The organism is Variovorax boronicumulans NBRC 103145 (genome assembly GCF_001591345.1).
Lineage (GTDB): Bacteria > Pseudomonadota > Gammaproteobacteria > Burkholderiales > Burkholderiaceae_C > Variovorax > Variovorax boronicumulans.
The window spans coordinates 116,314-143,269 of the sequence record NZ_BCUS01000002.1; the positions used below are offsets into that span (position 1 = coordinate 116,314).

Consider the following 26,956-nt stretch of genomic DNA (forward strand, 5'->3'; position numbering starts at 1 on the left):
CGGCTCAGGAAGCGTCGCCACGCAGCGCCGCACCCACACGCTCCCAGCGCGTGGCCAGGCTGGCGTCCAGCTCGCCCGTGGCCGACTGCACGCGGCAGCCGCCGCGCGCCAGGCTGTCGTCGGCACGCAACTGCCAGCCGGCTGCCTCGATCTCGTTGCCCAGGCTGTTCTTCATCAGTGCCAGGTCGTCGGGGTGCAGCAGCAGGCGCGGTTCGCCGCGCAGCGCGGGTTCGGCGTGCAGCAGGTCGCGCACCAGCGGCAGCACCCATTCGGGCTCGGCCTGGTAGGTGCGGTGCACCACCTGGCGCGCCACGTCGAGCGCGAGCGCGAGCACGGTCTCGGCCAGTTCGGCTTCGGCGCCGCGCAGTGCTTCGGGCAGCGAGCGGGCCAGCGCGCGCAGGCGTTCGGCATGCACGCTGGCGGCGGCGAGGCCGGTGGCCAGGCCTTCGGTGTGGCCGACCTGGCGGCCTTCGGCCAGCCCGGCGGCGCGGCCCTCGGCTTCGCCCGCGGCGCGCGCTTCCTTGCGGATGCGGGCCAGTTCGGCGAGGTCGACCTTGGGTGCGGTGGGCGCAGGTGGAGGGGAAGGGCGCTGAACGGTTTGACGCGAGAGAGCCGTGCCCGACGACGCCTTGCCATCGAGCGTGCCCATCTCCCAGCGCTCCCACGCCGACAGCGCGGGCGTGCCGGCGCCGGCCTGGCGCGCGGCCGCGTGGATGGCGGCGAGGCGCTCGCGCGATCCTCCGAAGGCGCCGGGGTCAGACGAAGTCATCGGTGCCAGGCGCCGCGATCACGATCTCGCCGGCGTCCGCCAGACGGCGGGCGACCTGCAGGATGGCCTTCTGTTCGGTCTCGACCTGCGACACGCGCACAGGACCGCGCAGCTCCATGTCCTCGCGCAGCGTTTCTGCGGCGCGCTGCGACATGTTGCTGAGGAACTTGTCGCGCAGCTCCAGCGGCGCGCCCTTGAGCGCGATGATGAGCGAGTCGCTCTCGATGTCCTTGAGCAGGCGCTGGATGCTGCGGTCTTCCAGGCCCAGCAGGTTCTCGAACACGAACATCTCGTCGACGATGCGCTGGGCCAGCGCCTCGTCCTGCTCGCGCACATGGGCAATGGCTTCTTCTTCCACCGTGGTGCTCATCAGGTTGACGATCTCGGCCGCGGTGCGCACGCCGCCCAGGCGGCTGCGGCGCAGGCCCTGGCCGGCGAGCATCTCGGTCAGCACCTCGGTCAGTTCGTTCAGCGCCGACGGCTGCACGCCGCCGAAGGTGGCCACGCGCATGATCACGTCGTGGCGCAGGCGCGCGGGCAGCTTCTCGAGCACCTCCGACGCCTTCATGCGGTCCAGGTGCACCAGCAGCGTCGCAAGGATCTGCGGGTGCTCGTCGCGGATGAGCTCGGCCACCTCGCCGGCCTCGAGTTCATTCAGGCGCTCGATGCCGCCGTGCGGCTCGTCGGGCTGCAGGATGTCCTCGAGCAGGTTGCTCGCGCGGTCGTCGCCCAGCGCCTTCTTGAGCACGGCGCGGATGTAGCTGGTCGAGCCCAGGTGCAGCGCCGACAGCTGCTCGGTCTCCTGGCGGAACTCGGCCAGCACCGAGGCCAGCTCGTCGCGCGACACCGCGCTCAGTTTGGACATGGCAAGGCCCAGCGCCTGCACCTCGGAGGTGGGCAGCAGGTGCAGCGCGGCGGCGGCGCGGTCTTCGCCCAGCGCCATGAGCAGGATGGCGCTCTTGCGGGTGCCTGCTTCGCTGCTAGTCATCGGTGTGCATCCAGTGCTGAATCAGGGCGGCCACGAGCTTGGGGTCCTTGTCGGCGGTCTGCTGGGCGTAGTCCATGTCGGCCTTCTGGCGTGCGGACTCGCGCTGCTGCAGTGTTTCTTCGGGCTCGGCCGGGGCCGTGCCGGTGGGGGGCACGGTGCTCGCATCGGCCACGGGCTGCGCGGGTGGCGGCGCGGCCAGGTGGCGGCGCATCAGCGGACGCCCCACGGCGAACCAGGCGAACAGCGCGAGCAGGCCGATGAGCAGGTAGGGGACCAGCGTCTTGCCGAACGCGAGGGTGTCGCGGTCGCGCCAGAACGGCACGTCGGTCGCGGGGCCGGCGTCGCTCTCGCCATCGCGGGCGAAGGCGCTGTTGACCACGTTGAGCGAGTCGCCGCGTTCCTGGCTGAAGCCCATCGCTTCCTTGGCGAGGTTGCGGATCTGCTCCATCTCGGCCGGCGCGAGCGCGCGGGCGCTGGTCTTGCCGGCGGCATCGACCGTGTCGCGGTGGTTCACCACCACGGCGACCGACAGGCGCTTCACGCCGCCGGCGGCCTGCTGCACGTGGCGGATGGTGCGGTCGAGCTCGTAGTTGGTCGTGACGTCCTTGCGCGTGTTGCTCGGACCGGCCGGTGCAGCGGTGGGGGCGGGGGATGCGCCCGGTGCGTTCGGCGCATTCGGCGGCTTCGGCGCGGTGATCGGCGCCGTCGGGTTCACCGGCGGCTGGTTCGACAGCGCGCCCGGCACGCCACCGGGCGGTGCGCCGTTGTGCTGTGCCGATTCGCTGGACTGCTGGCTGCGGATCGCGGCCTGCGCCGGGTCCTGGTTGGGTCGGTACTTCTCGTCGGTGTGTTCCACCACCGAGAAGTCGATCTCGGCCGCGACCTGCGCGCGCACGTTGCTCGCGCCCACCAGCGGCTGAAGAATGGCTTCGATGCGGCGCACGTAGCCCTGCTCGATCTCCTGCGCGTACTTGAGCTGGCTCACGTCGAGGCCCTGGCTGGTGCCGCGCGCCGACGACAGCAGGTTGCCGCGCTGGTCGACCACCGTGACACTCTTGGCGTCCAGGTCGGGCACGCTGCTAGACACCATGTGCACGATCGCACTCACCTGGCCTTCGTCGATGCTGCGCCCGCGCATCAGCGTGAGCACCACCGAGGCCGAGGGCTTCTTCTGGTCGCGCACGAACAGCGACGGCTTGGGCAGCGCCAGATGCACGCGCGCCGCTTCGATGCTGCCGATCGATTCGATGGAGCGCGCCAGCTCGCCCTCGAGCCCGCGCTGGTAGTTGACCTGCTCGGCGAACTGGCTGGTGCCGAACTTCTGGTTGTCCATCAGTTCGAAGCCCACGCCGCCGGCCTTGGGCAGGCCCTGCGCCGCGAGCTTCAGGCGCGTCTCGGCCACCTTGTCGCCCGCGATCAGGATCGCGCCGCCGCCCTCGGCGAACTTGTAGGGCACGTTCATCTGCTGCAGCGACGCGATGATCGCGCCGCCGTCGCGGTCCGACACGTTGGTGTAGAGCACCTTGTAGTCGGGGCCGCGGCTCCACAGGAAGAAGGCGGCCGCCACCGTCGCCAGCGCCGCGGCGCCAAGGATCAGCGGCAGCCGGGGCTGCGCGCGCATGCGCTCCAGCATCGGGGGCAGGCCGTTGGCGCCCGCCGCCAGGCCGCCCGTGGGCGCGGCCGTGCTCATCGGCGCGCCTTCGCCGGGGCCGTTGCGCCGCGCGGGGCCGGCGCCGGTGTGAGAGAGGGAATTCGGTGTTGGGATGTCATGCCGGTGGCCGGCGACGTCGTGCGCGGCCTGTGGTTTCGCGAACGATTGTCAGCAGGCGATGGGGAATTCGATCGGTCGAACAGCCGGGGGTTTTGCCCTCAGTTGCGCGTTTGAATGGGGGTCTTCCCTTGATACGCTGCCTGCCGGTTGGAGCGCTCGCGCGCTCCGTGTCAAGTCAGCTGGAAGTGAACTTTTCCCCATGTCCATCAATGCCATCGAATCCGTCCTGCAGCAGATGCGCGCCACCGCGCTCGCCAGCGGCATGGGGCCCACGACCTCTGCACCGGCCGGCGCGGGCGGCTTCGCGGCCGAGCTGCAGCGCTCGCTCGCCAACATCAGCGGCGCGCAGCAGCAGGCCTATGCGCAGGCCGAATCCTTCGAGCTGGGCAAGCCCGGCGTGGCGCTCAACGACGTGATGGTCGACCTGCAGAAGGCCAACGTGGCGTTCCAGACCGGGCTGCAGGTGCGCAACCGGCTGGTGACGGCCTACCAGGAAATCATGAGCATGCAGGCATGACGAGGCAGAGGGCGGCAACGTAGAACTTTTTTCGTTGCGGCCCTAAAGGTTTGCGGACACCCGCCGATATCCCCTTCAACGATGGCTTGAGTCTCACCGTGGAAGCGGGTCCAGCGTTACGGCCGATGGCCGGAGTCCACAACCTTTTGTCAATCAGGAGTCGAACATGGCGCAAGTCATCAATACGAACAGCCTTTCTCTTCTCACGCAGAACAACCTCAACAAGTCGCAATCGGCCCTGAACACGGCCATCGAGCGCCTGTCTTCCGGCATGCGCATCAACAGCGCCAAGGACGACGCCGCCGGCCAGGCCATCGCCAACCGCTTCACCGCCAACATCAAGGGCCTGACGCAAGCCGCGCGCAACGCCAACGACGGCATCTCGATCGCGCAGACCACCGAAGGCGCGCTGACCGAAGTCAACAACAACCTGCAGCGCATCCGCGACCTGTCGGTGCAGGCCGCCACCGGCACCAACTCGGCCACCGACCTGGACTCGATCCAGTCGGAAATCGGCCAGCGCCTGGACGAAATCAACCGCGTGTCGGAGCAGACCCAGTTCAACGGCGTGAAGGTCCTGTCGGCCAACGCCGGCAAGCTGACGGTGCAAGTGGGCGCGAACGATGGCGAAACCATCGACATCGACCTGCAGGAAATCAGCGCCAAGACCCTGGGTCTGGAAAGCTTCAACGTGAACGGCACGGGCACGCTGAACAAGGCTGCCACCAAGGACGACCTGACGCTGGCTGGCGCTGTCGCCAACGGCGCACCGGTCAACGGCACGCAGAAGTACGACGTCACGGCCACCAACACGCTGGCCACGCGTTCGCAGCTGCTGGCGGGCGCCAAGGCGGGCGACTCGGTCGTCACCGCAGGTTCCACCTACACCTACGACGCCGCCAAGTCGAAGTTCACCTTCGGTGAAACGGGCCGCACGAACGCCGCCACGATCGCTTCGCTCCAGCCCGCAGCGGGCGCGAGCAAGACCGCCACGGTCACCATCGGCGGCAACTCGCTGGACGTCAAGATCGACAGCGCAGGCACCATCACGGCAACCGACGGCTCCGCGCTGTGGGTGGACACGGCCGGCAACCTGACGCAGAACAATGCGGGCGGTACGGGCACGGCAGCCACGCTGACCAGCCTGACGACCAGCATGGCGTCGGGCACCGGCACGGGCGGCACCATCAAGGTGGGCGGCACGACCTACACGGCCACTGCCGCTGCAGCCAACTTCGACGTGACCGGCGACGAAATCTCGGCCTCCGCGCTGAACGACAAGCTGGCCGCAGGTGCTGGCATCGCCGTGACGGCGGCGACCCTCGGCGGCGTGGCAGGTGTCACGATCGCTGCCAACGGCACGGTGACCGGTGCCTACGTGGGCGCCGACGGCTCGCTCGGCAACTCGCTCACCACCGTGTCGACCTACAGCGTGCACAGCAACGGCGCAGTGACCGACGGCGCTGGCAATGCGGTCTACGCCGATTCGGCCAAGGCTGGCGCCTTCACGCTGAACGCCCGCAGCGGCAAGACCTCGACGGTCGACCCGCTCAAGGCCCTGGACGCCGCCCTGTCGAAGGTCGACAAGCTGCGCTCCTCGCTGGGTGCGGTGCAGAACCGTTTCGACTCGGTGATCGCCAACCTCGGCACCACCATCACCAACCTGTCGTCGTCGCGTTCGCGCATCGAAGACTCGGACTACGCCGTGGAAGTGTCGAACATGACGCGCGCGCAGATCCTGCAGCAAGCCGGTACCTCGGTGCTGGCACAGGCGAACCAGACCACGCAAGGCGTGCTGTCGCTGCTGCGTTGATTCGCTAAGACCGCCGGGCGCCCCTCACGAGGGCGGCGCCTGGTGCCTTGGTTTTTTGCTCGCAGGCCTTCGGGGCGACCCGAAGCCGCCTGCGTTGTCCTGTGCGGCCACGTTCATGGCGAGGCCGCACAGGACAACGAACTCCAGAAGAAGAACGCAGACCATGTCCCAGCCCGTACCCGCCGCCTCCGCCGTGGAAAGCCCCTGGCTGCAGCAACTGCTCGCCGGCCGCACCGGCGGCGCCGCCGCGGCCGCCGCCGAGGCCGCCGCACTGCGCAAGGCCGAGGCCGAAGTCGAGGAGGCGACGCCGGTGCAGATCGAGATGGCGGTGAAGTCCGTCAACGCCTCGCTGGAAAGCCGCTCGATCAGCCTGCAGTTCGAGGTCAACCGCGACACCGACAAGCTCATCGTCAAGGTGGTCGACCGCAGCAACGGCGAAGTCATTCGCCAGATTCCGACCGAAGAGGTCGTTCGCATCGCCAAGGTCATGGACCGGCAGGCCGGGCTTCTGGTGAGCCAGCAAGCCTGATCACGACCCGCTCCGGACCTCTTCATTTCATTCGCATTTCAGGACACCCCCGACATGGCATCGATCAGCAGCATCGGCGTTGGCGCCAACCTTGACCTGGGCGCATTGCTCACCCAGCTGCAGACCGCGGAGAACCAGCCGCTGGTGGCCCTGAAGGCCAAGCAGACCAGCTACAACAGCAAGCTCTCGGCCTACGGCACGCTGCAAAGCGCGCTCACCGGCATCCAGGCCGCTGCCAAGAAGCTGGGCGACCCGGCGCTGTTCCAGGCCATCACCGGCACGCCCAGCGTGAGCGGCATCCTGGCGGCGAGCGGCACCGACCCGCGGTCGGTCGGCACCTATGCCATCGACATCTCGCAGCTCGCGCAGGCGCAGTCGGTCATCGCGAAGGGGCAGGCCAGTACCACCAGCGCGATCGGCAGCGGCAAGATCACCATCGACTTCGGCAAGGTCTCCGGCGGCACGCTGGACCCGGCGACCGGCCAGTACACCGGCTCCACCTTCGACAAGGACGCCACGCGCACGGCCAAGCCGATCACCATCGATGCGACCAACAACACGCTGGGCGGCATCCGCGATGCGATCAACGCGGCCAACGCGGGCGTCTCGGCCACCATCGTGAACGACGGCAGCGGCACGCCCAACCGGCTGGTGCTCACCTCCACGCAGACCGGCGAGGCCTCGGCCATGCGCATCTCGGTGGACGGCGACGCCGCGCTGCAGAACCTGCTGGGCAACGACCCCGCCGGCACGCAGAACCTGAAGCAGACCGCCGCGGCGCAGAACGCCAAGCTCACCGTCAACAACATCGCCGTCACCAGCACGAGCAACTCGGTGACCGACGCCATCCAGGGCACCACGCTCACGCTGGTGCAGACCGGCAAGCTCAGCCTGGTGATGAAGGCCAACACGACGTCGGTGAAGACGGCCATCACCGATTTCGTGAAGGCCTACAACGCGCTGCAGAGCACTGCGAAGTCGCTCACGGCCTTCGACACCGACGCCAAGGCCGCCGCGCCGCTGGTGGGCGACTCGACCTTGCGCAACCTGCAGACGCGCATCCGCCAGGCGCTGGTCGCACCGCAGGTGGGCGGCCCGAACGACCTGAAGGTGCTCACGTCCATCGGCATCTCGTTCCAGAAGGACGGCACGCTGGCGATCGACAACGACAAGCTCGACAAGGCCATCGACACCAACCTGGAGGGCGTGGCGAAGCTGTTCTCCAGCGGCACCGGCAGCACCGCCGGCTACGGCAAGCAGCTGACGGCGCTGGTCGACGACCTCACCGGCACCAAGGGCGCGCTCAAGGTCGCCACCGACGGCGTGACGAGCTCGCTCAAGCAGCTCGACACGCAGTACACCGCGATGAAGGAGCGCGCCGACGCGACGGTGGAGCGCTATCGCAAGCAGTTCGTGCAGCTGGACGTGGCGATGAACAAGATGAACGGCACGCTGAAATACCTCGCGCAGCAGTTCGACGCGATGAACGCCAGCAAGGGCTGAGGACAGGACGCGACATGTACAGCTCTCACCACTCCCGCACCGGTGCCGGCGTCTACGCGCGCGTCGGCGTGGAGACGCGCGCCATGAGCGCATCGCCGCTGCAACTGATCCACATGCTGTTCGACGGCGCGAAGACCGCCATCGGCGCGGCGCGCCTGCACATGACGGCCGGCGACATCGGCGCCAAGGGGCAGGCGATTTCGAAGGCGATCAACATCGTCGACAACGGCCTGAAGGCCAGCCTCGATGCCGAGGCGGCCGGCGAGGCCGGCACCGAGATCGTCGGCAACCTCTCGTCGCTGTACGACTACGTGGTGCAGCGCCTGCTGCTGGCCAACCTGCGCAACGACGTGCAGGCGCTGGACGAGGCCGACCGCCTGCTCGACCACCTGGCGTCCGCCTGGCGCGAGATCGACGACAGGCCTTCCAACTGATGATGCAGAGCGTGACCTGGGGGCAGGAACAGATGGCCGTGCGCAGCGAGATCGTCCATTGCTACGAGCAGCTGGCCGCGTGCATCTCGACGATGCTGGCGCTGGCCCGTGCCAAGGAATGGGGGCAGCTGCCCGAGCTGGAGGCCCGGTGCTCGGCGTCGGTCGAGCGCCTGAAGGCGATCCAGCCGCTGGCGTCGCTGGAGCCCGCGCAGCGCGACCTGGTGCTGCGCCTGCTCGAGCGCATCTGCACCGAGCAGGCCGAGCTGTCGGGGCTCATCAAGCCGCAACTCGACGACCTGATCCGCCGCATGGATTCGCTCAACCACCAGAAGAACCTGGGCAAGGCCTACGGCCTCGCGCACTGACGCGAACCGACAGGACGACGCCACCGTGGCCATGCTGGGACTCACCGGACTGATCGATGCACTGAGGGCCGCGCGCCTGACGCCGCCGCTCGACCTGCTCGGCCTGCGGCCGGAGACCACGGTGGGCGCGCCCGGTGCGGCGGTGGCCGTGCCGAAGACGGCGAACGACGTGCGCCTGCCGTCGCGCGCGGCGCTGGACCGGCTGGTGCCCTCGGGCGCGTCCGGTGGCGATGGGGCTGCGCCTCCTGCCAGCGGCGCGCCGCCTTCCATCGACACCCGCCTGTCGCTGGCCGCGCGCGTGATCGGCGCGGTGCTGGCCGACCTGCAGGCCGCGCCGGGGCCGGTGCGGGGCGAGGCGCCGTTGCTGCTGCCCGTCGCGCGCCAGGGCACGAACACCGCGGCACTCGCGGGCACGCTGGCGCAGACGGTGGCGGGCAGCGGGCTCTTCTACGAATCGCATCTCGCCGAGTTCGCGGCCGGCACGCGCACGCTCGCGCAGATGGCGCGGGAGCCGCAGGCGCGTTGGGCGAGTCCGGTGATGGTGGCGACGACGACTGCAGCAACAGGGCAGGGCGTGGTGGCTGCGGCGACGGCGTTGGCGGTGACTGACGTTGCGACGCCGCCCGCGCCGAATGCAGCGGCGCAAGCTCCGGGGGCTGATGCACCCGAGGCAACGACAGCACAACCCGCTCGCGTGATCGCGCGCAGCGAAAGCGCTGCGGCTTCCGCACCGGATGCGGCGCGCGTGCAAGCGGCCTACGGCTTGTCCGACCCCGTGCCGGAGATGCCCGCGCAACGCGCCGCAGAGTCTGTACGCGCCGCGGTCGACGTCACCAACACACCCACTCCGCGCAGCGCCGAAGTGATCCATCCGCAAGCCGTCACCGTCGTGCACCAGCAGCTCGACCTGCTGGCCAGCGCCGCCTTCCGCTGGAGCGGCCACGCCTGGCCCGAAGTGCCGATGGCGTGGACCATCGAGGAAGAGCCCGCCAACCCAAGCGCACGCGAAGGCGAACCCGCCGAGGAAGAAGCCGCGCGCCGCTGGTCGACCACCGTGTCGCTCGTGCTGCCGCGCCTGGGCGAGGTCGACCTGCGCCTGAGCCTCAGCGGCCCGACCGTGCAGGCGCAATTGCAGGCGCGCGAGCACGCCACCGTGGCCCGCCTGCGCGGCGACGCCGGCCGGCTCGCGCAACGCTTCGAGGCGGTCGGGCTTCAGCTGCAGCAGCTGCAGGTCACAGAGAAGGCGGCGGCATGACCGATGACCTTCGCAACCGCCACAGCGCCGTCGTGCTCTCGCACGCGGACACGCGCAAGGCCCCCGTCGTCGTCGCCAAGGGCTATGGCGTGGTGGCCGAATCGATCCTGCGCGAGGCGCGCGCGCACGGGCTGTATGTGCATGCGTCGGCCGACCTCGTGAAGCTGTTGATGCAGATCGACCTCGACCGCCAGATCCCGCCACAGCTGTACCAGGCGGTCGCGGAAGTGATGGCCTGGATCCACCGGCTGGAGGGCGGCGCCGAGGCGGCGGCGCCTTGACCGGCGGCTTTTCTATGGAAAGTCATTGACCTATTGAAAGACCCTGAATAAAGCCGCCGATTAACGCTCGGAGATGCTCGATAGTATTTATAAATTCAATTGGCGAGGGGATTACCAATTGCCGGAATACGCACGCCCGTAACAATTGCTTGCGCTCCGTGACCGCGCGCCGGTGCCAGGACTGAAACCGCTTCCCCAGAGGGAGGCCTGAAGCCTTCCGTCGGAAACCGCGTCAAAACCCTTTTACTTTTTGGTCTACTTTGTCTTCGAAGTGTAAATAAGTGTGTATATAATGTATACATGTTGGATGGACGTGCGGAGTCGACATGGAATCGGAAATGGAAGTAGACGTGGAAAATTGCAATGTCAACGCAGGCGGCGTGATTTCGAAGGAAATCGGCGAGATCAATCTGGCCTACATGCTGCTCGCGCAGAAGCTCGTGAAGCGGGACCGGGCGGAAGCCATGTTCCGTCTCGGCGTGGGGCGCGAGCTGGCCGATCTGCTCATGAACATGTCGCTCAGCCAGATCGTGAAGCTGGCCGCGTCCAACTTCCTGCTGTGCAGCTTCCGCCTGGACGACCGGCCCATGTTCGCGGTGGTCGGCGAGGGCAAGGAGCCCGCGCTGCAGCAGGCCCACATGTCGATCCTGATGAGCGCGCGCCAGGCGCAGGCCCAGGCCCAGCCGCAGATGCGCAAAGCAGGTTCGGCCAGCGCATGACTGCCAAGAGCATCCTGGGCGAGGTCCGGCAGGTGCAGCTCGCGGTCGAGCTCATCGGCCTGGGTGCGCGCCTGCAGTTCCTGGAGGCCGTGGTCGCGCTCAGCCGCGAGCGCCTGATCCGCCTGTACAAGGAACTCAAGGGCGTCTCGCCGCCCAAGGGCCTGCTGCCGTTCTCCACCGACTGGTACATGACCTGGCTGGCCAACATCCACTCGTCGATGTTCTACAACATCTACCGCTTCATGCGCGACGAGGCCGGCGAGGGCGAGCTGCCCGCGCTCATCAAGGCCTACCGCCTGTACACCGAGCAGGTCGAGTCGCAGGGCAGCGAGGTCGTGCTCGATTTCACGCGCGCCGAGACCATGGTGCGTTTCTTCGACAGCGACATGCTGCAGCTGAGCCCGTGCAGCCGCTGCGGCGGCCACTTCGTGGCGCACGCCCACGACCACAAGCACGGCTACGTGTGCGTGCTGTGCCGCCCGCCCTCGCGCGCGGGCAAGGCGCGCAAGCCCAAGCTCGAACCGGTGCGCCGCGGCGGACTCATTGCCGGCGGTCCGGTGCTCGACATCGGCGGCGCCGTCTCGTGAAAGTGCCCCGGCGCCCGGCGCGGGTTTTTTGTTTTGGACGCCTCAGGGCATAGGGGAAGCGCGTGCTGGTTCTGGTGGGATATCTGGTGGTGATCGGCGCCGTCTTCGGCGGCTACGGCCTCATGGGCGGGCATTTCGGCGTGCTGTTCCAGCCCGTGGAGCTGCTCATGATCGGCGGCTCCGCGCTCGGCGCGTTCATCGCGGGCAACAACGGCAAGACCATCAAGGCGACCATCCGGGAGCTGCCGCTGCTGCTGCGTTCTTCCAAGCACAACCGCCAGCTCTACATGGACCTGCTGGCGCTGCTGTACGAGCTGCTCGCCAAGGCCCGCAAGGAGGGCATGATGAAGCTCGAGTCCGACGTCGAAGCGCCGCAGCAGAGCGAGATCTTCGGCCGCTACCCGACCATCCTGGCGCACGAGGGCATCACCGTCTTCCTGTGCGACTACCTGCGCCTGGTCATCAGCGGCAACACCGACGCGCACGAGATCGAGGCCCTCATGGACCACGAGATCGACACCATCCGCCACGAGGCCGCGGTGCCCGGCCACAGCCTCTCGCGCGTGGGCGATGCACTGCCCGCGCTGGGCATCGTCGCGGCCGTGATGGGCGTGGTGCATGCGCTGGGCTCGGCCCACCTGCCGCCGTCGGAAATGGGCGCGCTCATCGCGCACGCCATGGTCGGCACCTTCCTGGGCGTGCTGCTGGCCTACGGCTTCGTGTCGCCGCTGGCCTCGCTGATCGAGCAGAAGGTCGAAGAGGGCATGAAGATCTACCAGTGCGCCAAGGTCACGCTGCTGGCCAGCCTGAACGGCTACGCGCCGCAGCTGGCCGTGGAGTTCGGCCGCAAGGTGCTGTTCTCGACCGAGCGCCCCTCGTTCACCGAGCTGGACGACCACGTGCGCGAAGTCAAGGCACGCTGACCCTGCGACGGCCATGAGCGACGCGAAGCCCCGCATCATCATCAAGCGCGCCCACGGCGGCGGGCACGGCGGCGGCCATGCGGGCGGCGGCTGGAAGATCGCCTACGCCGACTTCATGACGGCCATGATGGCCTTCTTCCTCGTGATGTGGCTGCTGTCGATCTCCAGCCCCAAGCAGCGCGAAGGCATCGCCGAGCACTTCCGGATGCCGCTGCGCGTGGCGCTGGCCGGCGGCGACAAGAGCAGCATGAGCACCAGCATGATTCCCGGCGGCGGCGCCGACGTGATGCACGCCGAGGGCGAGGTGCGCCACACCGAGGCCGACAGCGAAGACGCGGCCGACGCCAGCCGCCTGGCCGAGATGAAGAAGAAGCTCGACGAGCTGATCGAGAAGAGCCCGGTGTTCCAGCAGTTCCGCTCGCAGATCCTCATCGACATCACCACCGAAGGCCTGCGCCTGCAGATCGTGGACAGCGAGAACCGCCCGATGTTCGAGCTGGCCAGCGCCCGCGTGGTGCCGCACATGCGCGCCATTCTTCGCGAGCTGGCGCCGGTGCTCAACGGCCTGCCCAACAAGCTCACGCTGTCGGGCCACACCGACGCCATCGTCTACACCAACGACCGTTCATACGGCAACTGGGAGCTCTCGGCCGACCGCGCCAACGCCTCGCGCCGCGAGCTGGTCACGGGCGGCATGACCGAGGACAAGGTGCTGCGCGTGATCGGCCTGGCCGACAGCATGCACCTGGACCGCGCCGACCCGCGCAACCCCATCAACCGCCGCATCAGCATCATCTTGCTGAACCACCGCACGCAGGAGCGCATCGAGCGCGAGAACAGCAACGACGCCGGCGCCACGCGCATCGGCCTGCCGCCACCGGCCGCGCAGGCGCGCACCGCGGCGGGACACACGGCGGGATAACAAGAACAAGGAAGCGGCCTCGCGCAAAAGCGCGGGCCCCGGAGCACCACAGATGGACCTCAGTCAATTCACCCAGGCCTTCTTCGTCGAAGCCATCGAGCTGCTGGCGGAGATGGAGCAGCTGTTGCTCGACCTCGACGTCGAGGCGCCCGACGGCGAGCAGCTCAACGCCATCTTCCGCGCGGCGCACTCCATCAAGGGCGGCGCGGCCACGTTCGGTTTCACCGCCTTGACCCACACCACGCACGTGCTCGAAACGCTGCTGGACAGGGCCCGCCACGGGCAGCTGCACCTGAGCGCTCCGATGATCGATGCCTTTCTGGAAACGAAGGACGCCTTGCAAGAACAACTCACCGCCTACCAGGCCGGCAAGGAGCCGGACGCCGAGAGGGTCGCCCACATCTGCGGCGTGCTGCAGCAGCTGGCGATGGAGAACAACGCCGCCGCGCCCGTGCCGGCACCCGCGCCCGCACCGGCGCCTGTCGTTCAAGCCGCTGCGCCGGCCGATGAAGGTGGAAGCAGCGACGGCGTGCTCGTCATCCGTTTCGCGCGCCTGTCCGACAGCGAGTGCGAGCTGCTCGCCGGCGAGCTGGCCAACCTCGGCACCGTGCTGACGCGCACGCGCAGCAACGACCAGCTGACCGTGCGGCTGGCCACCACCTGCGACCCCGACGACATCGTGGCCGTGTGCTGCTTCGTCATCGACGAATCGCAGATCGACATCACGCACGAGGCGACGCAAGAAGCGGCGCAGGAGGCCGCGCCCGTGGCCGCCATCGCCGAGCCGGTGGTGCCACCGCCCGCCGCACCAGCCCCCGCGCCGGCCGCGGCCGCGCCCGCCAGCGCCAAGGAATCCAGCTCCATCCGCGTCGACGTCGAGAAGGTCGATCAGCTCATCAACCTCGTGGGCGAGCTCGTCATCACGCAGTCGATGCTCACGCAGGCCGCGACCGTGCTCGACCCCGTGGCCTACGAGCGCTTCCTGAGCGGCCTGGGCCACCTGGAGCGCAACGCGCGCGACCTGCAGGAATCGGTGATGTCGATCCGCATGATGCCGATGGACTACGTGTTCAGCCGCTTCCCGCGCGTGATCCGCGACGTGAGCGCCAAGCTCGGCAAGCAGGTGCGCCTGGACACTTACGGCAAGGAGACCGAGCTCGACAAGGGGCTCATCGAACGCATCGTCGATCCGCTCACGCACCTGGTGCGCAACAGCCTGGACCACGGCATCGAGGCCCCCGAGGTGCGCCTGGCCAAGGGCAAGGACGCCACCGGCCAGCTGCTGCTGTCGGCGCAGCACCACGGCGGCAACATCGTGATCGAGGTGAGCGACGACGGCGCGGGCCTGAACCGCGAGCGCATCCTCGACAAGGCGCGCCAGCAGGGCCTGCCGGTGAGCGACGCCATGCCCGACGAAGAGGTGTGGCAGCTGATCTTCGCGCCCGGCTTCTCCACCGCCGAGCAGGTCACCGACATCTCGGGGCGCGGCGTGGGCATGGACGTGGTCAAGCGCAACATCCAGGAGATGGGCGGCCATGTCGAGATTCATTCGCGCGGCGGGCAGGGCACGTCGACGCGCATCGTGCTGCCGCTCACGCTGGCCATCCTCAACGGCATGTCGGTGCGCGTGGGCAGCGAGGCCTACATCCTGCCGCTGAGCTACGTGATCGAGTCGCTGCAGCCGCTGCCCGAGCACCTGCACTCCATCACCGCCGACGGCCACGTGATCCGCGTGCGTGGCGAGTACCTGCCGCTCATCGAGCTGCATCGCGTGTTCGACGTGGCCGGCGCGCAGACGCAGCCCACGCAGGGCATCCTGGTGATCGTGCAGGCCGACGACAGCCGCTTCGCGCTGCTGGTCGACGAACTGCTCGGCCAGCACCAGGTGGTGGTGAAGAACCTGGAGACCAACTACCGCAAGGTGCCGGGCATTTCGGCCGCCACCATCGTGGGCGACGGCAGCGTGGCCTTCATCGTCGACGTGGGCGCGATGCCGCGCATCCAGCGCGCGCAGGCCGCCAGCGCGGCGGCCCTGGCGGGTGCCGCGCGCCGCACCGACGCGCTGGCGTCCTGATCCCGACGCGAGGGACGGCCGCATGAGGTTCGATTTCTTCCGGCGCCCCGGCGTCGACGGCAACGGCGCGCCAGCCGACGCAACGCCCGCCATCACGCCCGCAGTAGGCGCCGACGGCCACGTGGCCTACGCCATGCTGCTCGACGGCAAGCGCCGCGTGGTCGGCTACCGCATGGCCTGGCGCGCGGCCGGGCAGGGCACCGACGCGGGTGCCGCCGCCGGCGTCAAGGCGCTCATGGACACGCTGGGCCTGCACCTGAACCCGGGCGGCCACGGCTGGCTGCTGGGCGGGCAGATGGTGTTCGTCGACGTCACCGTCGATGCGTTGTTCCAGAGCGAGCTGCAGTCGCTGCCGCCGCGCAACGTCGTGCTGTGCATGAAGGCCGACGAGCTGATGGACGCCGACATGCGCTCCATCCTGCTGTTCCTGCGCGAGCAGGGCTTCGGCTTCATGCTGTGCGGCGGCGTCGCGCTGCCGGACGACGATGAGCTGCGCGCCATCGTCACGCACCGTGAGGTGCTGCCCTCCCAGCTGGCGGACGTGTCGCCCACCGGCCCGGCGCCCATCGCCGCGCGCGTGGCGAACTGGGCCGAGTTCGAGGCCTGCGCCGCGCGCGGCGTGCAGGTCTTCGTCGACGGCGCCGTGCGGCTGCCGCCGGCGCGCGACAGCGCCGACGCGCTGCAGCCCGAGTCGCAGCTCATCGTGCACCTGATGCAGATGATCCTGCGCAACGAGGACGTGCGCGCCATCGAGGGCGCGCTCAAGCACGACGCCGCGCTCACCTACCGGCTGCTGCGCTACATCAACTCGCCCTCGGTCGGCCTGGCGGTGGAGATCCACTCGCTGCGCCATGCGGTCGCGATGCTCGGCTATTCGCCGCTGTACCGCTGGCTGTCGCTGCTGCTGGCCACCAGCAACAAGGTGAGTTCGCCCTTCATGATGAAGAAGGCCATCCTGCGCGGGCGTTTCGTCGAACTGATGGGGCAGGGCATGCTGCCACCCAGCGAGGCCGACAACCTGTTCGTGGCGGGCATGTTCTCGCTGCTCGACCAGCTGCTGGGCGTGCCGATGGAAGGCGTGCTGCGCAAGGTGCAGCTCACCGAGGCCGTGCAGCAGGCGATTCTGTCGCGCAGCGGCGTCTACGGCCCCTTCGTGGCGCTGGCCGAAAGCTGCGAGACCGACGACGGCCGCGCGGCGCGCCTGTCAGAGGCGCTCTTCCTGAGTGCCGCGCAGGTCAACGCCGCGCAGCTGTCGGCGCTGGTATGGGCGCTCGACGCCGGCCCCGCCGTGACCGCGCCGCCTGCCTGACCCCCGGAAATGCAAGGCTTTTGCGCGTCTGATCGGCCGATTGGAAACGGCGGTTTCCGTGACCATTGAAAGTCACGCTTCCAGGCTGGCTGTGACGACCGAGTTCCACTTTACCGACCACGACTTCTCCAGAATCCGGACCCTCATCCACCGCCGCGCCGGCATCGCCCTGGGCGAGCAGAAGCGGCAGATGGTGTACAGCCGGCTGTCGCGGCGCCTGCGCGAGCTGCAGTTGCCGGCGTTCGCGCCGTACCTGGACCAGCTCGAGGCGCGCCACGACGGCGACGAGTGGCAGCTGTTCATCAACGCGCTCACCACCAACCTCACCTCGTTCTTTCGCGAGGCGCACCACTTTCCCACGCTGGCCGACCATGTGCGCAAGCGGCCGGGCCCGGTCACCGTGTGGTGCGCCGCCTCCTCGACGGGCGAGGAGCCGTACTCGATCGCCATCACGCTGATGGAAGCGCTGGGCGAGCGCGCGGGCTCGGCCCGCGTCATCGCCAGCGACATCGACACCGCGGTGCTGGCCAAGGCCGCCACCGGCGTCTTCACCACCGAGCAGGTGCGGCGCCTGTCGCCCGAACGGCTGCGGCGCTTCTTCAACAAGGGCACCGGCACCAACGCCGGCAAGGTGCGCGTGCGCCCCGAGGTCGCCACGCTGGTGAAGTTCTCGCGCGTCAACCTGCTGGACGGCGCCTGGTCGGTGAAGGAGCCGGTGGACGCGATCTTCTGCCGCAACGTGATGATCTATTTCGACAAGCCGACGCAGAAGAAGGTGCTCGACCGCTTCGCGCCGCTGCTCAAGCCGGGCGGCCTGCTGTTCGCCGGGCATTCCGAGAACGCCTCGCTCGTCAACCCGGCCTTCCGCCCGCTGGGGCAGACGGTGTACGAGCTGTCGCGCACGCCGGGCACCGCATGAGCCTGGCGAGCCACCACTACTTCGACCGCGATGTCGGGCGCATGGCCGTGAAGCTGCTGCCCTCGGAGTACTACGTGACCACCGACCACACCGTGCTGAGCACCGTGCTCGGCTCCTGCGTGGCCGCCTGCCTGCACGACGCCCAGGCGGGCGTGGCCGGCATGAACCACTTCATGCTGCCCGACGACGGCGAGCCCGGTGGCGGCTCGATGCGCTACGGCGCCTTCGCCATGGACGTGCTGGTGCGCGAGCTGGTGCGCGCGGGCGCGCGGCGCGAACGGCTGCAGGCCAAGGTGTTCGGCGGCGGCGCGGTGCTGGCCGGCATGACCACGCTCAACATCGGCGACCGCAATGCCGACTTCGTGCTGCGCTACCTGGAGGCGGAACGCATCGAAGTGGCGGCGCAGGACCTGCGCGGACCGCACGCGCGCCGCGTGTGCTTCCTGCCCGAGAGCGGCAAGGCCGTGGTGCGCCGCCTGCGCGCACAGACCGAGGTGCTGCGGGTGCGCCGCGACGAAGGCGAACTGCTGCGCCGGCTGTCGGTGCCCGCCGCGCCGCACGAGATCGACAGAACCAAAGGAAGCCGGTGAGCCTGCCAAGCAAGAAAAAGATCAAGGTGCTCTGCGTCGACGATTCGGCGCTGATCCGCAGCGTGATGAGCGAGATCATCAACAGCCAGAGCGACATGACCGTGGTCGGCACCGCGGCCGACCCGCTGGTGGCGCGCGACCTCATCAAGGTCACCAACCCCGACGTGCTCACGCTCGACGTGGAAATGCCACGCATGGACGGCCTGGAGTTTCTCGAGAAGCTCATGCGCCTGCGGCCGATGCCGGTGGTCATGGTGTCCTCGCTCACCGAGCGCGGCTCGGAGATCGCGCTGCGCGCGCTGGAGCTGGGCGCCATCGACTTCGTGACCAAGCCGCGCCTGGGCGTGCGCGACGGCCTGCTCAACTACACCGAGCTCATCGCCGGCAAGATCCGCACGGCCGCCAGTGCGCGGCTGCTGCCCGCGCGCCCAGCGGCCACGGCGGCACGTACCGCGCACGAGGCCGCGCCCGAGGCGCTGCTGCGCAGTCCGCTGCTGAGCACCGAGAAGCTGCTCATCATCGGCGCCTCCACCGGCGGCACCGAGGCCATCCGCGAGGTGCTGCAGCCGCTGCCGCCCGACGCGCCCGCGGTGCTCATCGCGCAGCACATGCCGGCCGGCTTCACGCGCTCCTTCGCGCAGCGCCTGGACGGCCTGTGCCGCATCCGCGTGAAGGAGGCGGAGCAGGGCGAGCGCGTGCTGCCCGGCCATGCCTACATCGCGCCGGGCGGCTTTCACCTGTCGCTGGCGCGCAGCGGCGCCAACTACGTGGCGCACCTGGACCAGGAGCCGCCCGTGAACCGCCACCGCCCATCGATCGACGTGCTGTTCGATTCGGCCGCCAAGCACGCGGGCAAGAACGCCATCGGGATCATCCTCACCGGCATGGGCAAGGACGGCGCCGAGGGCCTGCTGCGCATGCGGCGCGCGGGCGCGCACACGCTGGCGCAGGACGAGGCCAGCTGCGTGGTCTTCGGCATGCCGCGCGAGGCGGTGGCGCTGGGCGCGGTGGACGAGGTGTCGCCGCTGAACGAGATCAGTCGCCGCGTGATGGCGCACCTTCGCACGTTCGGTGAACGTGCGAACCGGGTATGACGAGTTTGAACAACGACCTGTGGAGCTGGAAAAAATCGTGATCGACAAGAGCATCAAGATCCTGGTGGTGGATGACTTCCCGACCATGCGGCGCATCGTGCGCAACCTGTTGAAGGAGCTGGAGTTCCTCAACGTCGACGAGGCCGAGGACGGCGTGGCCGGCCTGGAGAAGCTGCGCGGCGGCAGCTTCGGCTTCGTGGTGTCCGACTGGAACATGCCCAACATGGACGGCCTGACCATGCTGCAGACCATCCGCGCCGACCCCGAGCTGAAGACGCTGCCGGTGCTGATGGTCACGGCCGAGGCCAAGAAGGAAAACATCGTCGCGGCCGCACAGGCCGGCGCCAACGGCTACGTGGTGAAGCCCTTCACCGCGGCGACGCTGGAAGAGAAGATCACCAAGATCTTCGAGAAGCTGGCCAAGGCATGAGCCAGGACACCGCCGGCGCGGCAGACGCCACCAACAACACCACCGAGGAACTGCTGGGCCGCATCGGCCACCTCACGCGCCAGCTGCGCGAAGGCCTGCGCGAGCTGGGCCTGGACAAGCAGGTGGCCAAGGCCGCGCAGGCCATTCCCGATGCGCGCGACCGCCTCAACTACGTGGCGGCCACCACCGAGCGCGCGGCGCACCGCGCACTCAACGCCATCGACGTGGCGCAGCCGCTGCAGGAAGCCCTGGCCACCGACGCCAAGGCCCTGACGCAGCGCTGGGACCAGTGGTTCGAGAACCCGATCGAACTCGACCAGGCGCGCGAGCTCGTGCTGGACACGCGCGGCTACCTGAACGACGTGCCCCAGCGCGCCAGCGCCATCAACACGCAGCTCATGGAGATCCTGATGGCGCAGGACTTCCAGGACCTCACCGGCCAGGTCATCAAGAAGATGATGGAAGTCGTGAACGACGTCGAGACGCAGCTGCTGCAGGTGCTGATCGACAACTCGCCGCCCGAGAAGCGCCACGAGGCCGTGCAGAGCCTGCAGAACGGGCCGCAGGTGAAGCCCGGCAACCCCGACGCCGTGACCGACCAGGCGCAGGTCGACGACCTGCTCGAAAGCCTCGGTTTCTGAGCCGCTCGCAGCCTGCTTGATTGGCCGAATTGCAGGGCGATACCGGCCCTGATCGGCAGATTGTTCCGCACCACCGGATCCAATAATTTGGTTCTGGGCAAGGCGTACTTCGCCAGTGCTGGTTCGGAGCATGAATGGCTGAGGAAAGCGATCTCGAGAAAACGGAACCCGCCTCCGAGCGGCGCCTGGAGAAGGCGCGCGAGGAAGGCAACGCGGCCCGTTCGCGCGAGCTCACCACCTTCGTCATGCTCGCCACAGCGAGCGCCGGCCTCTGGCTGGCGGGCGAGTCGCTCGGCGCGAGCCTGAGCGGCGCGTTGCGACGCGGCCTGCAGTTCGAACGCGCCAGCGCCTTCGACCCCGCGCACATGCTCTCGCAGAGCGGGCTCATGGTGCTGCATGCACTCATCGCCATCGGGCCGCTGTTCGCCATGATGGTCGTGGCCGCCGTGGCCGCGCCGCTGATGCTCGGCGGCTGGATGTTCTCCGGCAAGGCCGTCGCGCCCAACTTCGGCAAGCTCAACCCCCTGGCCGGCATCGGCCGCATGGTCTCGGCGCAGGCACTGGCCGAACTCGTGAAGGCGCTGGCCAGGTCGGCGCTCATCGGCGGCGTGGCGTGGTGGGTCATCGTGGACGACATCGAGGCCGTGATGGCGCTCATGTCGCAGCCCGCGCACGAGGCGCTGCCGCATGCGCTGGTGCTGGTGGCCAAGCACTGCGCGCTGATCGCCGCCACGCTCTTTCTCGTCGCGCTCGTCGACGTGCCGTTTCAGCTCTGGAACTACTACCGCAAGCTGCGCATGTCACGCGAGGACGTGCGCCAGGAGCACAAGGAGAGCGAAGGCGATCCGCACATCAAGGCGCAGATCCGCCGGCAACAGCAGCAGATGGCACGCCGCCGCATGATGGCCGAGGTGCCCAAGGCCGACATCGTGCTCACCAACCCGACGCACTTCGCCGTCGCGCTGCAGTACCTGGACAGCGACATGCGCGCGCCGCGCGTGGTCGCCAAGGGCACCGAGCTGGTGGCCGCGCGCATCCGCGAGATGGCGAAGGAGCACAAGGTCGCGATCCTGGAGGCGCCGCCGCTCACGCGCGCGCTGTACCGCCACACGAAGCTGGGCGAAGAGATTCCGGCCGGCCTGTACACCGCCGTGGCCGAGGTGCTGGCCTGGGTGTACCAGCTCAAGCGCTGGAACAGCGAGGGCGGCGAGGCGCCGCGCACGCCGACCGACCTGCCGGTGCCGGCCGACCTGCAGTACGCGCCGGCGGTGGCATGAACGGATTGAACGACCTGATGCGCCTGCCGGCGCGGATCTTCTCCGGCTCGCAGTTCAAGGGGCTGGCGGGCCCGATCCTCATCATCCTCATCCTGAGCATGATGGTGCTGCCGCTGCCGCCCTTCCTGCTCGACCTGCTGTTCACCTTCAACATCGCGCTGTCGGTGATGGTGCTGCTGGTGAGCATGTACACCATGAAGGCGCTGGACTTCGCGGCCTTCCCGGCGGTGCTGCTGTTCTCGACGCTGCTGCGCCTGTCGCTCAACGTGGCCTCCACGCGCGTGGTGCTCATGCACGGCCACACCGGGCCCGACGCGGCCGGCAAGGTGATCGAGGCCTTCGGCCACTTCCTCGTGGGCGGCAACTTCGCGGTGGGCGTGATGGTGTTCATCATCCTCGTGCTCATCAACTTCATGGTGATCACCAAGGGCGCGGGCCGCATCGCCGAGGTGGGGGCGCGCTTCATGCTCGACGCGATGCCGGGCAAGCAGATGGCGATCGACGCCGACCTCAATGCCGGCCTGATCGGCGAAGAGATCGCCCGCAAGCGCCGCGCCGAGGTGGCGCAGGAGGCCGACTTCTACGGCTCGATGGACGGCGCCAGCAAGTTCGTGCGCGGCGACGCGATCGCGGGCCTGCTCATCATGGTGATCAACATCATCGGCGGCCTCGTGGTCGGCATGCTGCAGCACGGGCTCGACTTCTCCACGGCCGGCAAGACCTACACGCTGCTGGCCATCGGCGACGGCCTGGTGGCGCAGATTCCGGCGCTGGTGATCTCCACCGCGGCCGGCGTGATCGTGTCGCGCGTGACCACCGACGAAGACGTGGGCAGCCAGCTCACGGGCCAGCTCTTTTCCAACCCACAGGTGCTGTTCCTCACGGCCGGCATCGTCGGCCTGCTGGGCATGATCCCCGGCATGCCGAACCTGGCCTTCCTGCTGATCGCGGGCGGCCTGGTATGGCTCGGCAAGCGGCTGGTGCAGCGCAAGCCGCAGGTCGCCGCGCAGCAGGCCGCCGCGGCCGCCGCCACGCAAGGAGCGGGCGTGCCGGTCTCGGCCGAGCAGGCCGAAGCCACCTGGGACGACGTGGCCATGGTCGATCCGCTGGGCATGCAGGTCGGCTACCGGCTGATCCCGCTGGTGGACCAGTCGCAGCAGGGCGAGCTGCTGGGCCGCATCAAGAGCATCCGCAAGAAGATCGCGCAGGAGCTGGGCTTTCTCGTGCCGGTGGTCCACATCCGCGACAACCTGGAGATCAAGCCCAACGCCTACGTCATCAGCCTGAAGGACGTGGAGATCGGCCGCGGCGAAGCTTTTCCCAACCAGTGGATGGCGATCAACCCCGGCCAGGTGACGGGCACGCTGACGGGCACGCCCACGCGCGACCCGGCCTTCGGCCTGGAGGCCACCTGGATCGACGCCAGCCTGCGCCAGCAGGCACAGGTGTACGGCTACACCGTGGTCGATGCCTGCACCGTGATGGCCACGCACCTGAATCACCTGATCCACACCCACGCGGCCGAGCTGCTGGGCCGCCAGGAAGTGCAGCAGCTGCTCGACCAGATCGCCAAGACCGCGCCCAAGCTCACCGAAGACCTGGTGCCCAAGGTGCTGTCGCTGAGCACGCTGCACAAGGTGCTGCAGAACCTGCTCGACGAAGAGGTGCCGATCCGCGACATGCGCACCATCCTGGACGTGATGGCCGAGCACGCGCCCACGGTGAAAGACCCGACCGAGCTCACCACGCTCACGCGCCTGGCGCTGGGCCGCGCCATCACGCAGCAGCTGTTCCCGGGCGACGAGGAGATGCAGGTGATCGGCCTGGACGGCTCGCTCGACAGCGTGCTGCAGCAGGCCCTGAACAACAGCAGCGGCATCGAGCCGGGCATTGCCGACAACCTGCTCAAGCAGGCGCAGGCCGCCATGGTGCGCCAGGAGCAGATGGGGCTGGCGCCGGTGCTGGTCGTGCAGCACGCGCTGCGCGTGCTGCTGTCGCGCTTCCTGCGGCGCAGCCTGCCGCAGCTCAAGGTGCTCTCGCACGCCGAGATCCCTGACGCCCGGACCATCAAGATCACCGCCGCCATTGGAGGACGAGCCGTTTGAATCCCCAGACCGACGTGCGCACCACCGCACGCAAATTCGTCGCCGCCACCGGCCGCGATGCCCTGCGCCTGGTGCGCGAATCGCTCGGCGCCGAGGCCATCGTGCTCACGCACCGTGCCACGGCGCAAGGCGTCGAAATCGTCGCCATGGCCGAGGGCGATGTGCAGCAGACGGTGCAAACCGCGGTGCCCGCAGCCGCGCCTGCCACGGCCGCATCCGCCGACCCCACCGTGCTCAGCGAACTCCATTCGATGCGCGGCATGATCGAGGAACAGCTCGCCAGCGTGGTCTGGAGCGACAGCCAGCGCCGCGACCCCGTGCGCGGTCGCCTGCTGCGCACGCTGCTGGGCGCCGGCTTCAGCGCGCGCCTGTCGAAGGCCATGCTCGAGAAGCTGCCCACGGGCCAGAGCTACGCCGACGGCATGGCCTTCGTGCGTTCCGAGCTCGTGCGCGCGGTGCCGGTGCATGAAGACGAAGACGCGCTGTTCGCGCAGGGCGGCGTCTACGCATTGATGGGCCCGACCGGCGTCGGCAAGACCACCACCACCGCCAAGCTGGCGGCGCGCTGCGTGATGCGCTTCGGCGCCGACAAGCTCGCGCTCGTCACCACCGACAGCTACCGCATCGGCGCCTACGAGCAGCTGCGCATCTACGGCCAGATCCTCAACGTGCCGGTGCATGCCGTGAAGGACGCGGCCGACCTGCAGCTGGTGCTGCACGACCTGCGCGACCGCCACATGGTGCTCATCGACACCGTCGGCATGAGCCAGCGCGACCGCGCCGTGCCCGAGCAGATCGCCATGCTCGGCAGCAGCCAGCGGCCGGTGAAGCGGCTGCTGCTGCTCAACGCCACCAGCCACGGCGACACGCTCAACGAGGTGGTGCACGCCTACCGCCAGGGCCATGCGCTGGCGGGCTGCATCTTTACCAAGGTCGACGAGGCCACGCACCCGGGCGCGCTGATCGACACCGTGATCCGCCACCGCCTGCCGGTGCACTACATCTCGGGCGGCCAGAAGGTGCCCGAGAACCTGCTGCGCGCCGACCGCGTGCAGCTGGTGGACAGCGTGTTCCAGCCGCGCCAGCACAGCCCGTTGTTCGTGCCGGCGGAAGCTGATCTGCCCGATGAGGCCGCGCCTTCGCCGCAGGCACAGGGCGAGACCGATCGCCTGCGCCTGCGCTACCAGAGCCTGATCCGTGCGATGGCGCACGACGCGCAGGAACTGGCGACGACGGCCGGCGCGCTGGCCGGTGCGCACATCGGCTTCGATGGCGCGCGCACGCTGTGGCGCCAGGCCGGTGACGAGGCCATCGATGCCAAGGCTGTGCTGCACGAGCTGTCGGCGTTTGCGCGCGGCGAGCTGGCTTCCGGCTGCGACACCTACGTCCTCGCGCTGGCCGGGCAGGTGGGCCTGCGCGCGACCGACAGCGGTGATGCCTACGTGTGCCACGGCAGCCTGCTGCTGTCCGACCGCAGCGGCTTGCCGCTGGCGGCGCCGAACCAGTGGCTCTCGACCGCAGCGGCGCGCCAGTCGGCCGCGCCGGGCCAGCGTCAGGCGCAGTGGTTGCAGCAACAGGATTTCGGTAAGGGGCTCGTGCATGTGCTGGGCAAGCCACCGGCGGTCGAACAGGTGCTGTCGTGGCAGGCCGAGGGATCGAAGTGGCTGGCGCGCGCGCCCGGCAGCACCGCCGTGACGGACGCGCACACCGGCGCCGCGACTACGGTCGCGCGCCTGGCCTTCGCGTTCGACGACACGACCGAGCGGCCCGTGCGCTATCGCGGCAAGGCCGCGCTGCAATGCGAAGCGCAGGTCGAGGTGTTGCCGCGCACCACCATCGACCGCGACACCCTGCCCACGCTGCGCTGCATCTCTGTGCGCGTGGTCGATGCGCGCAGCCGCAAGCTGCTGTCGCAGACCTGCGTGCTCACCAACCTGGGCGATGAAGTGAGCGCACCGCAGCTCGCGCAATGGCAGGGCTGGGCCGGCGACGCCGAACCGTGCTTCCGCCTGCTGCGCGACGGCGTGCAGCTCGTGGGTGGCGTGGGCGAGCCCGGCGATCCGCACATGATGAAGCGCCTGCTCGTCGCCGGCCAGGTCACGACCACCGTGTGGCGGCTGCTGCAGGCCGAGGGCGAATGGGCCGACCGCACGCGCCTGCTGCTGGGCCAGCTCACGGGCCGCGCCCCGCGCGCCGGCCGCGCGCTGACGGGCGGCGCGCTGTACGCGGGCGTGGGCAAGCTGTTCCTGCTGCTCGATGCGCTGGGCACCGAATCGGCAGCGCCTGCGCAAGCGCCGCGCGCGCTGGAACGCCTGGGCTGAAGGCGATGAGCGCACGCGTCACGGACCAGGCCGACGGGCTGCGCCGGCTGCTCGGGCAGGCGCCGGTGCGCGTCGTCGCCGTCGCGGGCATGGGCCCCGGCGCGGGCGCGACCACGGCTGCGATGAGCCTGGGCGCGGCGCTGGCGCAGCAGGGCAAGGACGTGCTGCTGCTCGACGAGCACCATCCGACGATGCGCTCGGTGTGCGATGTGTGGGCGCTCCGTCCTCACGGCACGCTGGCCGATGTGGCGAGTCGGCGGTTGCGCATCGACCAGGCCGCTGCGAGCGCGGTGTGCGGCGTGCAGGTGCTGCCCGCATCGCCCGGCGCGAGCATCGACCCGCGCACGCTGTGGCCGCGCGGCATCGTGCTGGTCGATGCGGCTTTCGACGACGAAGGCCGCCTGTCGCCGCTGGCGCAGGGCGCCGACGAACTGCTGCTCGTGCTGCAACCGCACCCGGCGGCCATCACCTCGGCCTACGCGGGCATCAAGCGCCTGCACCGTGCGCATGCGCTGAAGCAGCTGCGCTTCCTGCTCAACGGCGTGGCCGATGCGGGCACCGCGCAGCAGGTCATGCACAACCTCGCGCAAGCCGCCAGCCGCTACCTCGCGCTGTCGCTGCTGCCCGTGGGCTGGGTGCGCACCGACCCTTGGCTGGCCGATGCGGCGCGGCTGCGCCAGACCGTGGTCGAGGCCTTTCCGGCCAGCGCGGCGGCGGTCGATTTCCGTGCCATCGCCGACGAGATGGGCCGCTGGACCTGGCGCACGCCCGCGCGGCCGGCCGTGTTCCCGCAGGCGCTCGCGGCCTGAGACACGACCAC

At 69.2% G+C, this 26,956-nt stretch carries 26 protein-coding genes; 23 read left to right on the forward strand and 3 right to left on the reverse strand.

Translation table 11 applies throughout. The features are described 5' to 3' along the window. Positions 1–4 precede the first annotated feature (4 nt). Genes fliH through fliF form a run of 3 tightly spaced genes read right to left on the reverse strand, consistent with a single transcriptional unit; the run spans position 5 to position 3,447 of the window. On the reverse strand, positions 5–769 hold the full coding sequence (gene fliH, locus VBO01S_RS01390; protein WP_062469340.1) for a flagellar assembly protein FliH: 765 nt from the start codon (positions 767–769) through the stop codon (positions 5–7). After that, positions 756–1,757 (reverse strand): flagellar motor switch protein FliG, encoded by a 1,002-nt coding sequence (gene fliG, locus VBO01S_RS01395; RefSeq protein WP_062469343.1) that lies wholly within the window; start codon positions 1,755–1,757, stop codon positions 756–758. Before fliG ends, fliH begins: the two co-directional genes overlap by 14 nt. After that, complete coding sequence (fliF, locus tag VBO01S_RS01400; protein ID WP_062469346.1) at positions 1,750–3,447, reverse strand: flagellar basal-body MS-ring/collar protein FliF; 1,698 nt, start codon at positions 3,445–3,447, stop codon at positions 1,750–1,752. Before fliF ends, fliG begins: the two co-directional genes overlap by 8 nt. Positions 3,448–3,727: 280 nt before the next feature. Between fliF and fliE the strand changes: the two genes are divergently transcribed. From fliE to VBO01S_RS32180, 23 genes are all read left to right on the forward strand, one after another. After that, complete coding sequence (fliE, locus tag VBO01S_RS01405) at positions 3,728–4,045, forward strand: flagellar hook-basal body complex protein FliE (protein ID WP_062469349.1); 318 nt, start codon at positions 3,728–3,730, stop codon at positions 4,043–4,045. Between the two features lie 166 nt (positions 4,046–4,211). Beyond that, entirely contained in the window at positions 4,212–5,858 is a 1,647-nt protein-coding gene (locus tag VBO01S_RS01410) for a FliC/FljB family flagellin (protein ID WP_062469352.1), read from the forward strand. Between the two features lie 163 nt (positions 5,859–6,021). Then, positions 6,022–6,387, forward strand: coding sequence for a flagellar protein FlaG (locus VBO01S_RS01415; RefSeq protein WP_062469355.1), 366 nt, complete (start codon positions 6,022–6,024; stop codon positions 6,385–6,387). Positions 6,388–6,441: 54 nt separating this feature from the next. Beyond that, positions 6,442–7,890, forward strand: coding sequence for a flagellar filament capping protein FliD (gene fliD / locus VBO01S_RS01420; protein ID WP_062469357.1), 1,449 nt, complete (start codon positions 6,442–6,444; stop codon positions 7,888–7,890). 14 nt (positions 7,891–7,904) lie between these two features. Continuing rightward, the gene (gene fliS / locus VBO01S_RS01425) at positions 7,905–8,324 is read left to right on the forward strand and encodes a flagellar export chaperone FliS (protein ID WP_062469360.1); all 420 of its coding nucleotides are present in this window, start codon (positions 7,905–7,907) and stop codon (positions 8,322–8,324) included. Continuing rightward, positions 8,324–8,689, forward strand: a complete 366-nt coding sequence (locus tag VBO01S_RS01430) for a flagellar protein FliT (protein ID WP_223301366.1) — start codon at positions 8,324–8,326, stop codon at positions 8,687–8,689. Before fliS ends, VBO01S_RS01430 begins: the two co-directional genes overlap by 1 nt. Positions 8,690–8,720: 31 nt before the next feature. Continuing rightward, positions 8,721–9,944, forward strand: a complete 1,224-nt coding sequence (fliK, locus tag VBO01S_RS01435; protein WP_062469363.1) for a flagellar hook-length control protein FliK — start codon at positions 8,721–8,723, stop codon at positions 9,942–9,944. Beyond that, entirely contained in the window at positions 9,941–10,225 is a 285-nt protein-coding gene (locus VBO01S_RS01440) for an EscU/YscU/HrcU family type III secretion system export apparatus switch protein (RefSeq protein ID WP_062469365.1), read from the forward strand. The genes fliK and VBO01S_RS01440 overlap by 4 nt, the downstream gene beginning before the upstream one ends. Positions 10,226–10,575: 350 nt before the next feature. Continuing rightward, positions 10,576–10,944, forward strand: a complete 369-nt coding sequence (flhD, locus tag VBO01S_RS01445; RefSeq protein ID WP_370680118.1) for a flagellar transcriptional regulator FlhD — start codon at positions 10,576–10,578, stop codon at positions 10,942–10,944. Then, positions 10,941–11,531, forward strand: coding sequence for a flagellar transcriptional regulator FlhC (gene flhC, locus VBO01S_RS01450; RefSeq protein ID WP_062469371.1), 591 nt, complete (start codon positions 10,941–10,943; stop codon positions 11,529–11,531). The genes flhD and flhC overlap by 4 nt, the downstream gene beginning before the upstream one ends. Positions 11,532–11,593: 62 nt before the next feature. Continuing rightward, positions 11,594–12,454 (forward strand): flagellar motor stator protein MotA, encoded by an 861-nt coding sequence (motA, locus tag VBO01S_RS01455; protein ID WP_062469374.1) that lies wholly within the window; start codon positions 11,594–11,596, stop codon positions 12,452–12,454. 13 nt (positions 12,455–12,467) lie between these two features. Beyond that, entirely contained in the window at positions 12,468–13,376 is a 909-nt protein-coding gene (gene motB / locus VBO01S_RS01460; protein ID WP_062469377.1) for a flagellar motor protein MotB, read from the forward strand. Between the two features lie 52 nt (positions 13,377–13,428). Further along, complete coding sequence (gene cheA, locus VBO01S_RS01465; protein WP_062469381.1) at positions 13,429–15,450, forward strand: chemotaxis protein CheA; 2,022 nt, start codon at positions 13,429–13,431, stop codon at positions 15,448–15,450. 22 nt (positions 15,451–15,472) lie between these two features. Beyond that, positions 15,473–16,759, forward strand: coding sequence for an EAL and HDOD domain-containing protein (locus tag VBO01S_RS01470; protein WP_062469384.1), 1,287 nt, complete (start codon positions 15,473–15,475; stop codon positions 16,757–16,759). Between the two features lie 58 nt (positions 16,760–16,817). Further along, positions 16,818–17,678, forward strand: a complete 861-nt coding sequence (locus VBO01S_RS01475; protein WP_255221029.1) for a CheR family methyltransferase — start codon at positions 16,818–16,820, stop codon at positions 17,676–17,678. Then, positions 17,675–18,268, forward strand: coding sequence for a chemoreceptor glutamine deamidase CheD (gene cheD, locus VBO01S_RS01480; protein WP_062469392.1), 594 nt, complete (start codon positions 17,675–17,677; stop codon positions 18,266–18,268). Before VBO01S_RS01475 ends, cheD begins: the two co-directional genes overlap by 4 nt. A 2-nt stretch (positions 18,269–18,270) precedes the next feature. Beyond that, positions 18,271–19,362: a protein-glutamate methylesterase/protein-glutamine glutaminase gene (locus VBO01S_RS01485; protein WP_082817926.1), complete on the forward strand. Its 1,092-nt coding sequence runs from the start codon at positions 18,271–18,273 to the stop codon at positions 19,360–19,362. A 37-nt stretch (positions 19,363–19,399) separates the two neighbouring features. Then, positions 19,400–19,792 carry a chemotaxis response regulator CheY gene (gene cheY / locus VBO01S_RS01490; protein WP_056582361.1) on the forward strand — a complete coding sequence of 131 codons (393 nt, stop codon included), beginning with the start codon at positions 19,400–19,402 and terminating at the stop codon, positions 19,790–19,792. Next, positions 19,789–20,433, forward strand: coding sequence for a protein phosphatase CheZ (gene cheZ, locus VBO01S_RS01495; protein WP_062469395.1), 645 nt, complete (start codon positions 19,789–19,791; stop codon positions 20,431–20,433). Before cheY ends, cheZ begins: the two co-directional genes overlap by 4 nt. Positions 20,434–20,567: 134 nt before the next feature. Beyond that, positions 20,568–21,710, forward strand: a complete 1,143-nt coding sequence (gene flhB / locus VBO01S_RS01500) for a flagellar biosynthesis protein FlhB (RefSeq protein WP_062469398.1) — start codon at positions 20,568–20,570, stop codon at positions 21,708–21,710. Next, positions 21,707–23,815 (forward strand): flagellar biosynthesis protein FlhA, encoded by a 2,109-nt coding sequence (gene flhA / locus VBO01S_RS01505; protein ID WP_062469401.1) that lies wholly within the window; start codon positions 21,707–21,709, stop codon positions 23,813–23,815. The genes flhB and flhA overlap by 4 nt, the downstream gene beginning before the upstream one ends. Next, positions 23,812–26,136 carry a flagellar biosynthesis GTPase FlhF gene (gene flhF / locus VBO01S_RS01510; RefSeq protein ID WP_062469404.1) on the forward strand — a complete coding sequence of 775 codons (2,325 nt, stop codon included), beginning with the start codon at positions 23,812–23,814 and terminating at the stop codon, positions 26,134–26,136. Before flhA ends, flhF begins: the two co-directional genes overlap by 4 nt. 5 nt (positions 26,137–26,141) lie before the next feature. After that, positions 26,142–26,945 (forward strand): MinD/ParA family ATP-binding protein, encoded by an 804-nt coding sequence (locus VBO01S_RS32180; RefSeq protein ID WP_062469407.1) that lies wholly within the window; start codon positions 26,142–26,144, stop codon positions 26,943–26,945. Positions 26,946–26,956 lie beyond the last annotated feature (11 nt).

Bases quoted from the DNA above. Each gene is read 5' to 3' on its own strand.
- cheD (WP_062469392.1), top strand. From the start codon at position 17,675: ATGAGCCTGGCGAGCCACCACTACTTCGACCGCGATGTCGGGCGCATG.
- fliG (WP_062469343.1), bottom strand. From the start codon at position 1,757: ATGACTAGCAGCGAAGCAGGCACCCGCAAGAGCGCCATCCTGCTCATG.
- fliK (WP_062469363.1), top strand. From the start codon at position 8,721: ATGCTGGGACTCACCGGACTGATCGATGCACTGAGGGCCGCGCGCCTG.
- fliE (WP_062469349.1), top strand. From the start codon at position 3,728: ATGTCCATCAATGCCATCGAATCCGTCCTGCAGCAGATGCGCGCCACC.
- fliF (WP_062469346.1), bottom strand. From the start codon at position 3,447: ATGAGCACGGCCGCGCCCACGGGCGGCCTGGCGGCGGGCGCCAACGGC.
- flhA (WP_062469401.1), top strand. From the start codon at position 21,707: ATGAACGGATTGAACGACCTGATGCGCCTGCCGGCGCGGATCTTCTCC.
- fliS (WP_062469360.1), top strand. From the start codon at position 7,905: ATGTACAGCTCTCACCACTCCCGCACCGGTGCCGGCGTCTACGCGCGC.
- cheA (WP_062469381.1), top strand. From the start codon at position 13,429: ATGGACCTCAGTCAATTCACCCAGGCCTTCTTCGTCGAAGCCATCGAG.
- VBO01S_RS01430 (WP_223301366.1), top strand. From the start codon at position 8,324: ATGATGCAGAGCGTGACCTGGGGGCAGGAACAGATGGCCGTGCGCAGC.
- fliD (WP_062469357.1), top strand. From the start codon at position 6,442: ATGGCATCGATCAGCAGCATCGGCGTTGGCGCCAACCTTGACCTGGGC.
- VBO01S_RS01470 (WP_062469384.1), top strand. From the start codon at position 15,473: ATGAGGTTCGATTTCTTCCGGCGCCCCGGCGTCGACGGCAACGGCGCG.
- VBO01S_RS01415 (WP_062469355.1), top strand. From the start codon at position 6,022: ATGTCCCAGCCCGTACCCGCCGCCTCCGCCGTGGAAAGCCCCTGGCTG.
- cheZ (WP_062469395.1), top strand. From the start codon at position 19,789: ATGAGCCAGGACACCGCCGGCGCGGCAGACGCCACCAACAACACCACC.
- VBO01S_RS01410 (WP_062469352.1), top strand. From the start codon at position 4,212: ATGGCGCAAGTCATCAATACGAACAGCCTTTCTCTTCTCACGCAGAAC.
- VBO01S_RS01440 (WP_062469365.1), top strand. From the start codon at position 9,941: ATGACCGATGACCTTCGCAACCGCCACAGCGCCGTCGTGCTCTCGCAC.
- motB (WP_062469377.1), top strand. From the start codon at position 12,468: ATGAGCGACGCGAAGCCCCGCATCATCATCAAGCGCGCCCACGGCGGC.
- flhC (WP_062469371.1), top strand. From the start codon at position 10,941: ATGACTGCCAAGAGCATCCTGGGCGAGGTCCGGCAGGTGCAGCTCGCG.
- VBO01S_RS32180 (WP_062469407.1), top strand. From the start codon at position 26,142: ATGAGCGCACGCGTCACGGACCAGGCCGACGGGCTGCGCCGGCTGCTC.
- flhB (WP_062469398.1), top strand. From the start codon at position 20,568: ATGGCTGAGGAAAGCGATCTCGAGAAAACGGAACCCGCCTCCGAGCGG.
- fliH (WP_062469340.1), bottom strand. From the start codon at position 769: ATGACTTCGTCTGACCCCGGCGCCTTCGGAGGATCGCGCGAGCGCCTC.